Source organism: Pseudomonas sp. NFX224, from assembly GCF_048565165.1.
Taxonomy (GTDB): domain Bacteria; phylum Pseudomonadota; class Gammaproteobacteria; order Pseudomonadales; family Pseudomonadaceae; genus Aquipseudomonas.
This window is the reverse complement of the sequence record NZ_CP183416.1, coordinates 2,350,535-2,361,850: the sequence shown is the minus strand read 5'-3', so window position 1 is coordinate 2,361,850 and position 11,316 is coordinate 2,350,535. Positions and strand designations below refer to the sequence as shown.

The window sequence follows — 11,316 nt, the reverse complement described above, 5'->3', positions numbered from 1 at the left end:
GACTACACTCTGGGTGAATGCCGCACCTCTCGGTGCGGCGACAAGGAGACAGCTCCATGAAGATAATGCGTGCCCCTTTGTTGATGATCGGTTTGCTGCTCTGTTCGCAAAGCTTCGCCGCCACTGACCAACAGAACAAGATGACCACCTGCAACGCCGAGGCGACTGCAAAAACCCTCAAGGGCGATGAGCGCAAAGCCTTCATGAGCAATTGCCTCAAGGCCACCCCGGCAGCCAACGATGCCGGCACCGCTTTGACCCCGCAGCAACAGAAAATGAAAACCTGCAATGCCGATGCGGCCACCAAGGCCCTGAAGGGCGATGAGCGCAAGGCGTTCATGAGTGATTGCCTGAAGAAAAAATAAACACTCAGCTGAAATGGTGGGGGCGGTTGAGGCGCTGCAAAAAAGCCTTAACCCCCGACCAAGGTCGCCCCACACAATCCCTAGTGCTGACACCGGATCGCTGGCAGACTGCCAATCCTTTTACGCCGTTCGCTTTGAGGCTGTATGCCAACGTTTTCTCAACGCCAAGTTTTGCTGGTCATCAGCTGGGTCATCATTTTTGGCGGACTGCTGCTGGTGATACCGCTGCGGTTGCTGCCCAGTCTGCTGGCCGGGCTGCTGGTGTTCGAACTGGTCAACATGCTCACCCCGCAATTGCAGCGGTTGATCGAAGGCCGGCGTGCGCGCTGGCTGGCGGTGGCGTTGCTGGGGACGTTGATTGTCAGCGTGTTGACGCTGATCTTTGCCGGCGCCATCAGCTTCCTGCTGCACGAAGCGGAAAACCCCGGTGCGTCCCTCGACAAGTTCATGGGCGTGGTCGATCGCGCGCGCGGGCAACTGCCGCCGTTCATCGATGCCTATCTGCCGGCCAGTGCCGCTGAGTTTCGCGTAGCGATTGGCGAATGGATCAGCAAGCACCTCAGCGACTTGCAACTGGTGGGCAAGGACGCGGCGCACATGTTCGTGACGCTGCTGATCGGCATGGTGCTCGGCGCGATCATCGCCTTGCAGCGAATTCCGGACCTGACCAAGCGCAAACCATTGGCTGCGGCACTGTTCGATCGCCTGCACCTGCTGGTCCAGGCCTTCCGCAACATCGTGTTCGCGCAGATCAAGATTTCCCTGCTCAACACCTTCTTCACCGGGATCTTCCTCGCGGTGGTGTTGCCGATGTTTGGCATCAAGCTCCCGCTGACCAAGACCCTGATCGTCCTGACGTTCCTGCTCGGGCTGTTGCCGGTGATCGGCAACCTGATGTCGAACACCCTGATCACCATCGTCGGCCTGTCGCTGTCGATTTGGGTGGCGATTGCGGCGCTGGGTTACCTGATTGTTATCCACAAGCTCGAATACTTTCTCAACGCGCGCATCGTCGGCGGGCAGATCAGTGCCAAGTCGTGGGAGTTGCTGTTGGCGATGCTGGTGTTCGAGGCCGCGTTCGGCCTGCCGGGGGTGGTGGCAGGGCCGATTTATTACGCGTATCTGAAGAGCGAGTTGAAGCAGGTGGGGATGGTTTGATGTGCTATTGATCTGATTGTGGGGAGGGAGCAACTCCCTCGCCACAGAGATCTGCTCAGCCCATCGAACCGTAACGCTTCGCCGCCTCAATCGCCAAACCGCTGCCGATACTGCCGAAGATATTCCCTTCCACATGCCGCGCATTCGGCAGCATCGCCGAAACGCTGTTGCGCAGCGCCGGAATGCCGCTGGAACCGCCGGTGAAGAACACCGTATCGACCTGATCGACTCGCACGTCGGCATCTGCCAACAGCTGAGTCACGCTGTTGCGCACGCGTTCCAGCAGACTGTCGATGGCCGATTCGAAAAGCGCACGACCCAGGTCCACGCTAAGCCCGGTTTCAATGCGGTCCAGCGGTACGTGGCGGCTGTCGGCGTGCGTCAGCTGGATCTTGGTTTCTTCGACTTCCATCGCCAGCCAGTGCCCGGCGCGCTGTTCGATCAGCTTGAACAGGCGATCGATGCCGCCGGTGTCTTCGATGTCGTAGCGCATGCTGCCCAGGGCCAGTTGCGACTTCTGCGAGTACACCGAGTTGATGGTGTGCCAGGTCGCCAGGTTCATGTGGTGGCTGGTGGGCATGTAGGCGCCGCTCTTCATGCGGCTGCCGTAGCCGAACAGCGGCATCAGGCCTTGCAGGCTCAGCTGTTTGTCGAAGTCGGTCCCGCCGATGTGCACGCCACCGGTGGCCAGGATGTCGTCGTGGCGGTTATCCACACCGCGACGCTCCGGCGACAGGCGCACCAGCGAGAAGTCCGACGTACCACCGCCGATGTCGACGATCAGCACCAGCTCTTCTTTCTCGATGGTCGACTCGTAGTCGAACGCGGCAGCAATCGGTTCGAACTGGAACGAGACTTCCTTGAAACCGATCTTGCGCGCTACATCCACCAGGGTGTCTTCGGCTTCTTTGTCGGCCAGCGGATCATCGTCGACAAAAAACACCGGGCGACCCAGCACCACTTCTTCGAATTCCCGACCGGCGGCGGCTTCGGCGCGGCTCTTGAGCTGGCCGATGAACAGCCCGAGCAGGTCCTTGAACGGCATCGCCGTGCCAAGAACGCTGGTGTCGTGTTTGATCAGCTTGGAGCCCAGCAGGCTCTTGAGCGAGCGCATCAGGCGGCCTTCGTAGCCTTCCAGGTACTCGTGCAGCGCCAGACGGCCGTACACCGGGCGGCGTTCTTCGAGGTTGAAGAAGACCACCGAGGGCAGGGTGATCTTGTCGTCTTCCAGCGCAATCAGCGTTTCCACACCGGGGCGCAGCCAGCCGACGGTGGAGTTGGACGTGCCAAAATCGATACCAACGGCACGGGCTGGAGAGGCGTTGTTCATGTCTTTCAAGTTCCGGTTAAAAAACGGCCGCGCAGTGTATGCCAGTGCGGCACAGAATCGAAGGCCGGTTATCCGCTAAATCTTGCCGCTCGACGCCTTGAAAGACGCGCCATCACCCCCAAACTACCCTGCATCAACCGGACAGCCGCGTCGCGACCGCAAGTCGCCTCGCCTGCTGCCGATAAACTTCTGATGCGCTGCCCGGTCACAACCCTGAGATCGGTCAAGCCCTGCGCTGCAAACAGGCGCATGCTGTGGCAGGTGGCGCGACTTCGATAACGGATGGTGATTCGAGCGATGGACTTCAAAGACTATTACAAGATTCTCGGTGTGGAGCCGACGGCAGACGACAAGGCGATCAAGGCCGCCTATCGCAAGCTGGCGCGCAAATACCACCCCGACGTCAGCAAGGAAAAGGACGCCGAGGCCAAGTTCAAGGATGCCTCTGAAGCCTATGAAGCGCTGAAAAGCGCCGACAAGCGCGCCGAGTACGACGATTTGCGCCGCTATGGCCAGCATGGCCAACCGTTCCAGGGACCACCGGGCTGGCAGAGCCGTGGCGGTTTCGGTGGCGGTGGTCAGGATACCGGCGATTTCTCGGACTTCTTCAGTTCGATCTTCGGTAACCGTGGCCCTGGTTTTGGTGGGGCAGAGTCGCGTCGCAGTACCGGGCGTCGAGGGCAAGACGTGGAAATGGAACTTGGGATCTTTCTCGAAGAGACCCTCTCGAACGAATCGAAGAAAGTCACCTTCCAGGTGCCGCAATACAACGCGGCCGGCCAGCACGTCAGCAATACCCCGAAAAGCCTGAACGTGAAAATCCCGGCCGGTGTGACCGACGGCGAGCGTATCCGCCTCAAGGGCCAGGGTGCTCCGGGCGTGGGCGGCGGCGCCAATGGCGACTTGTACCTGACGATCCGTTTTGCACCGCACCCGAAGTTCGACGTCGAAGGCGAAAACCTGATCATCACCCTGCCGCTGGCCCCGTGGGAGCTGGCGTTGGGCGCTGAAGTCGCGGTACCGACCCTGACCGGCAAGATCAACCTCAAGGTTCCGGCCGGCAGCCAGAACGGCCAGCGCATGCGCGCCAAGGGCCACGGTTTGCTGAACAAGGCGGGTGAGCGCGGTTACCTGTTCGTGCAATTGAAGGCGGTCATGCCGAAAAAATCGGACGATGACATCAAGGCCTTGTGGCAGGAACTGGCGAAAAAAGCGGCATTCGACCCGAGAGAAAACTTCTGATTCAAGACACGGAGTAGCCCGTCATGAGCAACCCCCTGATCGTTCAACTGGACCTGGCCGAATTCTGTGAGGCGACCGATTTGTCGGACGTCTACGTGATCGAAATCGTCGAGCACGGCATCCTCGAACCTCAGGGTGCCGTGCCCAGGGATTGGCGTTTCACCGATTACGAGTTGACCCTGGCCAAACGCGCCGCCAAGTTGCGGCGCGACCTGGACCTGGAGTGGGAAGGCGTCGCCCTGGCGTTGGACCTGCTTGAAGAGGTCCAGCAACTGCGGGCGGAGAACCGGATGTTGAAGCAGCGGTTGGGGCGGTTGGTGGTGGAGTAGCTATCTGGGTGCTGGCGGCGTATCGGTTAAGGCGAGCCTCTCAACGTTTCGCTGGCTGCATTGAATTTCTACTCGGGCGGCGAAAGGTTGGGAGCGATCAGAACGGGTAGTGAAGGGTTTCCAAGGTGCCTGATCTGGCGCGATCGCGAGCAGGCTCGCTCCTACAGTTGACCGCGTTCCCCTGTGGGAGCCAGCCCTGCTGGCGATGAACGATAACGCGGTCACAAGCCTCACACTTTCCTCGGCAACACCACGGTAAACAGCGTGCCGTCAGCCTCATTCGAGCTGACCTCAATCGTCCCCTGATGGGCATCCACCACTTCTTTGACGATAAACAACCCCAACCCAAGGCTGGTGGTGGGTTCGCCGAGTTCTTCGCTGGCGCTGCGCACCAAGGGGTCAAAAATCGTCGGGATCGCGTCGGCGGGGATTGGTATGCCGTCGTTGTGTACGGTCAGTTGGACGCTGTCTGCTGCGCCCCTGAGCGTCAAGCTCACTTCATGCTTGTCCGAGCCATGCTGCAACGCATTACCGATCAGGTTTTGCAGCATCTGGTCCAGACGCCGCGGGTCCCACACGCCCCTGGTATCGCCCAGGATGTCCAGCGTCGGATCGCATTCGGGCTGCGCGGCACACGCTCGGGCAATGGCTTCCTGTGCGGCGTCGGTCAGGTCCATGGGGATGGGCTCGATCGGCAGGCTTTTGCCCAGGCGGCTGCGCACCAGTTCCAGCAAATCGTTGACCATCATCGTCATGTGCCGGGTGCCGCGTTTTATGTTGATGGCACACTTCAACGCATCGTCTTCGAGGGCGACCTTACGCAATAGCATTTCCGTGGACATGCTCACGGCTTGCAGGGGCGAACGCAGGTCGTGGCCGAGGATGGCGAGGAAGATGTCACGCGAGCGATTGACCCGTTCGGCGTAGGCCGCGGTGGACTCGGACAGAGCCTCGTCGATGGCTTCATTGAAACGGATCATGTCCTGAAAGTAGGCCATGTCCGGGGATTCGAGGCTGTTGACCCACAAGCGAATCACGCACGCCCGTAAATGACGGAATTCGCTGGTCATCTGCACCAGGTCGAAACCCACGGTGTGTCGCAGTTCGCCATGGCTGGCGCCGGCTTCATCCAGGCTCGGGGTTTTTTCCGGGCCTTCGCCGCGCGCCTTGGCCGCTTGCTCACCGGGGCTCTGGGGTTTGCTCATGTCTCGCGCTGCCGCCAGCAGGATCGAGCGCGCATGGTCGCGCAGCTCGGGGCTGTCCATGGTCTCGGCAGCCGGGGTGATGGTTTTGGCGAACAGCTCCCACTCATCGACGATGCGGTCAACGTTTTTGACGATGAACCCGGAAAGACGCATGGCGGTTACCTGAGCATGAAACGCGGGGGCAGCGAGACGAATAGTAGTCCCTTTGGCGGGAAAAACACGACCGCTCATACAGAGGCTCGAGTCGAGGCCTCTGTGGCGGTACTTATGTATCGACGGCTCACTGATTTTCGAACGGTCCGGGCCGTTTCAGCGGGTTGCTCCAACAGTTATTTGGACTTTTGTTTCCGGCGGGGGCGAATAAGCTGGTGGCTCATTTATTGTCATCAAGGTGACTCAGACGTGTCTGATTTGCATGGAAGCAATTCACAGAAAATGCCGGGAAACCTGGCCAACGAAAATAACGGCGTGCACTACCGTCGCGTGCTCGATGTGATTCCGGGCGCCATAAAAGATGCATCGTTGCCGAGGCTGGCAGCCCTTGCGGAAATCAAGCCTCAAGTGCCCGATTGGTACAGCGGTGCACGGGAAATCGACCGCCAATCGCTCAAGGAATTGATTGACGAACGCTGGCGCCTGCAAGGCGTGCTGGACACTACGTTGGGCGATTTGCAGCACGACATCGGGGCTTTCGCCGAACCACTGCTCAGTGCGTCAATCCAGTCGACATTCGCTTCGGTCGAGAACATCCATGAGCTGACCGTGCAACTTGAGGTGCCGAGCACGATCATCTTCGGTATTGATACCGGAGCCAGTCGCGTCAGGCATTCCACGCTGCTCGAAGCGGCGCTGCACAATTTCGAAGCGTCCGAAACCAGCGCAGACGCGTGGCGAAGCAGCTCGGGTATTTACCGCAAAGATGGGCGCGGCAGTCTTGCCCTTGAACCGAATATCACGCTGCCGGAGTTCGCCTCGTTATGCAGAAGCCTGGACATCGGCGGCCAGTATCAGCAGCACATCAAGAATGTCCTGCTGCCCGCGACCACCCAGGCGCAGCGGACCTTGCAACAAGACTCGATCGCCAGCGAAAAGGCGGCTTTTCATGTCGCCACTCTGATTGCCCGGTTGAAGGGTGATATCAGCGATCATGCCTACGGCCAACTGGGTCGGTTACGCGAGGGCTTGGCTAACACCACGCTGTACGACCAGCCATTGCGCTGCCATCGCTTATCACTGATGGGCTGCAGGCTGACCGGTATCGTGCTGTTCAGTGCGGTCAGCGAACCTTCGCAAGTCCAGCTTGAAATCGAAGCGTTGACGCCGGCGCTGCTGAGCTTCTGGATCGATTGGTCCCGGCGCATTCCTGTGTTACCCGGGCAGGAATACGATCGATTCAAACTGTTACAGGCATTTTTCGCCAATGGGCCGCAGGGGCTGAGCGATGAGCTGTTGCGTCGGGAAGACATCTACCAGCAAAGTCGTTTGTCCGGGCCGCTGATTGCCTACGTGCCGGACGACCCGGACCATCCCTTGAAGGAATATTCGTCACTGACCACGTTCATGAAGGCGTTGATCGGTCAGTTGCGGAACCCCGAATATCAGGCCTTCTTCAGCCGCTTTGTCGCGCAGAAGGACAAAGCGCTGTTTTCCACTCGGGTCAATGAACGCCTCACAACGTTTACCTGGCATGAGCGCGAACCGCTCGACATGGGCCCGTGGTGGCGTGAAACGGCAGTCGAGAATCCCGACGCCGAACCCGTCACCAATCTGGTTAACGGTGATTTGTGGGTAACGCTGTTCCGCGAGCGTCGCAACAAGGCCATCGCCGATGCCAGGCTCATCGCGGTCCCGACCGATGATGAGGATGCGACTGCCCGCTTCAAGCGCTTGACAGGTTATCTGTCGATCGGCTGGAACGTCTTCAATTTTGCCGCGATGCTGGTGCCCGGACTGGGTGAAGCCATGCTCGGCATCATGGTCGCGCAAATGCTTGCCGAGGTGGCGGAGGGCGTCGAGGACTGGAGCAAGGGCGACAAAGAACAAGCCTCGGCCTATTTCAACGGCGTCCTGATCAACTTCGCGCAATTGGCGCTCATGGGCTCCGCACATGTGTTGCCCGGTGCCAGTGTCGCGCCGATCAAGGTCGCGCCGTTCGTCGAGGGGCTAAAGCCCGTGGAAATCGGCGGCAAGGCGCGATTGTGGAACCCCGATCTCGGCCCATATGAACAGCCAATCGCGATACCCGAGGGAACGAAGGCCAGCGATCAGGGACTGTACCGACATCAGGATCGGGACCTGCTGCGGCTCAATGACAAAAGCTATGAGGTCAGGCAAGACCCGAACACTGGCGAGCATCGCCTGCAACACCCGACTCGCCCTGACGCTTACCAGCCGCGCCTGGAGCACAACGGCGCCGGCAGCTGGAAGACGGAAATCGACCAACCACTCGAATGGGGTCGCCGTGAAGTACTCAGGCACCTGGGGGCTTCGGTGGATGGGGTGTCCGATGAAACCCTGGAGCAGATTCTGACCGTCAGCGGCGTGCACGAAAACACCCTGCGTCGGCTGCATGTCGAACATGAAACCCCGCCCGCGCTGTTAGACGACACCCTCAAGCGCTGTAAGGCCCATGCCGATGCTGAAGCCTGCGCGCAACAGATTCTGGACAGTCGGATTGATGACGAGTGGGCTGACTACTCGCTGCGGGTCATGACGGATTTGCGCGGCTGGCCCATTGACAAGGCCATTGAAGTGTTCGAGGGACCGGACCTGACCGGTGCATCGATCAAGGAGGGCAACGCCGACGCGCCAGCGACCCATACCTTGCAGTTAACCTGGTCCGAACTGCGGGCTGGTCAGCTGCCTGAACGGGTATTGGGTTTTCTTGACGAACGAGCACTACGCGAAATGCTCGGAGAATGGTATTCCGGTGACAGGGTGAAACGTGCCCAAGTGCTGCGTGATCAGTGGGCGGCGCTGGCGCGTCAGCGTAAAAGTCAGTTGTTCGAGCTGTTGTACAAGCGCCGGACACAGTCGAACGATCCATTGGTGAATCTGCTCAAGGGGGATGGGGCAGCGATCTCGACCAGTCAGGCGCAGGCGCTGCTCAGTGAAGCGCACCCTTCGGATGTGCAGCATTTGCGCGAAAAACAACGCGTGCCGTTGCGGCTGGCAGAGCAAACCCGCAAAGCGGCAGAACAACTGCGCATGACACGGGCCTATGAAGGCCTGTACCTCGACGGACTGCACAATCGCGATACAGCACGCCTGGAGTTGCATTCGCTGGCAGCTCTGCCGGGCTGGCCGGCGGATTTGCGTCTGGAAATTCGTGAGTACTCATTCGAGGGCCCATTGACCGACAGTCTCGGCCCCGTCGACGCGACGATCCGCAAAGTGCTGGTCTGGGGCGAGGATGGAAAATACCAAGCCCGCGATGACAGCAATCAACATCTGCACGGCGCCGACAATGTGTACGCCGCCGTGCTGCACGCCTTGCCCGACGCGCAACGGACAGCCCTGGGTTTTGCAATCGACGAGGCGTCGCGGCTTGAACAAGCGATAAAAGCACGTCCGCTGGAACGTTACCTGTTTGAGCCGATACTGCGGGACAACCCGAATTTCAAACCGGCGTACGACCCGACCGGCAAGCGCCTGCGTGGCGGCGTGCCGGGATATGCGCAACAAGTGCCGCGAGGGGCAGGCCTGCGGCGGCGGGTGCGTGGGTTGTATCCGGGGTTCACGCCAGAGGAGGTTGAAAACGTGCTGACGGAACTCAGCGAGGGCCCAGGCACGGTGCATGAGCGGCTGACGTCACTTGAGACCGAGTTCAATCAGTTGAACCACGCCATGCAACGCTGGATGAACTCACCAACACAGTCCTTTCGATTCAGCCCTGCCGGCGTAGCGGAGTGGAATGCACGAAACCAGCTCTACAAAATGATCAGGCAATGCTGGCAGCGAACCGGGCCCGAGGGCATTGAGGCTTCCGGCGTCATACGGCCACAGGCATTGAAACTGGACAACATTCCCAAGCTGAGCCAACTGCTGGAAACCCTGCCCAAACTGGAGGCCAACTTTGACCATGTCACCAGCCTGAGCCTGAGCGGTGGCCAATTGCGTTCCGCGCACTTGCCGTTCCTCGACCCGTTCCGTCAGGTGCGCTACCTCAACCTGCAAGACAATCTGCTGACGGCTGTTCCGCAGGTGTTGAAAGACATGCGCCATCTCACCGACCTGTTCCTCAACGACAACCACATTGAACTGGATGTGCTGGCGGTGGATCGTTTGAAGAAGCTCACTCGTCTGCGGTTCTTGGGGTTGCGGGGCAATCCGCTGAAGCGTGTGCCGGACATCAGCCGCATGCCGCATCTGCAGGTGTTGATGCTGAACGACACCGGGCTGGACACCTGGCCGGTCGGGCTGTTTTCCCAGTCGCGACCACGCAGCATCTATCTTGATCTGAGCCGCAATCCGATCAGTCGGATACCCGAGGTTGCACCGGGCTCATTTCGCGCCGAGTTGCTGGCGCGCACGCTGATCAGTCGGGAGCCGCGCTGGATATCGCAGGAAAATCTCGACACCCTCAAGTTTTACACCGAGTCGGTCGGCATGGACCCCGAACGTCCCTATCCTCCCCGAGGCACGCTGGACAGTGCCGACTGGTGGATGGGGATGACACAGAAGCAATGGGATGCCAGGCAACTTGTGTGGAACGCGGTCGAGGATGAATTCGACTCGATGCGGTTTTTCAACGAAATCCGCCAACTCACCCAATCCGCTGATTTCAAGGCGGGCGACACGTACCAAACGGAACTGACCGCCAAGGTCTGGCGCATGCTGGAAGCAATGGCCAGCGACAGTGAGTTGCGCGTCAAACTGTTCAGCGAAGCGGCATCCACCACTCAGTGCGTGGATGGTGGCACGCAACTGTTCAACGCGATGGGTGTACAGGTGCTGATTCATGAGGCCTACGCACTGGAACGCGCGGACTTGATCGAGGCGCAATTGCTGGAGCTGGCCCTGGGCAAGTCGCGGCTCGATGAGCTGGGTGCCATCGCACGTCAGCGAGTGGCGACGCGGCTGGCGGAGGGGGAGCAATTGCGTCGCGTCGACGATCTTGGCAATGTGACCGGGACCATCGATGAGGTCGAGGTTCATCTGGCCTACATGACCGATCTGGCTGAGCGCCTTGATCTGCCATGGCAGGCGCGGGGCATGCAGTTTCGCAAGATCGCCGGGGTCGACAAGGAAATGATCGAGGCCGCGTTCGAGCGGATCAAGGCGCTGGAGGAAGGTGATCTGCTGACCGACCGCATCTTCGAGCAACCGCTCTGGAGAGACTGGCTGGAGTCCACTTACCGTGAGGAATTGACTGGCCTGAAGCGTCGGATCGACGCCACCACCGATTTGCAGGATGCGTTGCAGCGCAGGGCTGAAGGGACGCAATTAACCGCTGAGGAAAAGACCGAGGTGGAAGCGGAAATCAAGGCGCTGTGCGATGAGCTGGGCAACAGTGAAAGTGATTTCGCGCAGGGCCGGCTCATGACGGACGAGGCGTATGTTGAAGCCTTGAATGACATCGATCTGCAGATCACGCAACAACTGAAAACGCTGACCCGCCAAGCGATGGTTCGGGCCAAACTGGATCGGCTGCGGATTGAACCTGCTCAGTAAACCCGGAAAAAGCA

7 protein-coding genes are annotated in these 11,316 nt (G+C 59.8%); 5 read left to right on the top strand and 2 right to left on the bottom strand.

Translation table 11 applies throughout. The features are described from left to right. The first annotated feature begins 56 nt into the window (after positions 1–56). A complete protein-coding gene (locus ACNYC6_RS10610) occupies positions 57–365 on the top strand; it encodes a PsiF family protein (protein ID WP_419712258.1) in 309 nt (102 codons plus the stop codon). 144 nt (positions 366–509) lie between these two features. Then, the gene (locus ACNYC6_RS10605; RefSeq protein WP_419712257.1) at positions 510–1,523 is read left to right on the top strand and encodes an AI-2E family transporter; all 1,014 of its coding nucleotides are present in this window, start codon (positions 510–512) and stop codon (positions 1,521–1,523) included. Positions 1,524–1,578: 55 nt separating this feature from the next. On the opposite strand, the gene ACNYC6_RS10600 is transcribed toward ACNYC6_RS10605, so the two are convergent. After that, positions 1,579–2,853, bottom strand: coding sequence for an Hsp70 family protein (locus tag ACNYC6_RS10600; RefSeq protein WP_419712256.1), 1,275 nt, complete (start codon positions 2,851–2,853; stop codon positions 1,579–1,581). A gap of 297 nt (positions 2,854–3,150) precedes the next feature. Between ACNYC6_RS10600 and ACNYC6_RS10595 the strand changes: the two genes are divergently transcribed. Together ACNYC6_RS10595 and ACNYC6_RS10590 are read left to right on the top strand one after the other, a co-directional pair. Beyond that, a complete protein-coding gene (locus tag ACNYC6_RS10595; RefSeq protein ID WP_419712255.1) occupies positions 3,151–4,095 on the top strand; it encodes a DnaJ C-terminal domain-containing protein in 945 nt (314 codons plus the stop codon). Positions 4,096–4,118: 23 nt separating this feature from the next. Next, entirely contained in the window at positions 4,119–4,424 is a 306-nt protein-coding gene (locus ACNYC6_RS10590; protein ID WP_419712254.1) for a chaperone modulator CbpM, read from the top strand. Between the two features lie 230 nt (positions 4,425–4,654). On the opposite strand, the gene ACNYC6_RS10585 is transcribed toward ACNYC6_RS10590, so the two are convergent. Continuing rightward, positions 4,655–5,782: a sensor histidine kinase gene (locus tag ACNYC6_RS10585; protein ID WP_419712253.1), complete on the bottom strand. Its 1,128-nt coding sequence runs from the start codon at positions 5,780–5,782 to the stop codon at positions 4,655–4,657. A 249-nt stretch (positions 5,783–6,031) separates the two neighbouring features. On the opposite strand from ACNYC6_RS10585, the gene ACNYC6_RS10580 reads away from it, so the two are divergent. After that, complete coding sequence (locus tag ACNYC6_RS10580; protein WP_419712252.1) at positions 6,032–11,302, top strand: dermonecrotic toxin domain-containing protein; 5,271 nt, start codon at positions 6,032–6,034, stop codon at positions 11,300–11,302. Positions 11,303–11,316: the final 14 nt, after the last annotated feature.

Coding starts and splice junctions, on each gene's coding strand:
- ACNYC6_RS10610 (WP_419712258.1), top strand. CDS start 57: ATGAAGATAATGCGTGCCCCTTTGTTGATGATCGGTTTGCTGCTCTGT.
- ACNYC6_RS10605 (WP_419712257.1), top strand. CDS start 510: ATGCCAACGTTTTCTCAACGCCAAGTTTTGCTGGTCATCAGCTGGGTC.
- ACNYC6_RS10600 (WP_419712256.1), bottom strand. CDS start 2,853: ATGAACAACGCCTCTCCAGCCCGTGCCGTTGGTATCGATTTTGGCACG.
- ACNYC6_RS10595 (WP_419712255.1), top strand. CDS start 3,151: ATGGACTTCAAAGACTATTACAAGATTCTCGGTGTGGAGCCGACGGCA.
- ACNYC6_RS10590 (WP_419712254.1), top strand. CDS start 4,119: ATGAGCAACCCCCTGATCGTTCAACTGGACCTGGCCGAATTCTGTGAG.
- ACNYC6_RS10585 (WP_419712253.1), bottom strand. CDS start 5,782: ATGCGTCTTTCCGGGTTCATCGTCAAAAACGTTGACCGCATCGTCGAT.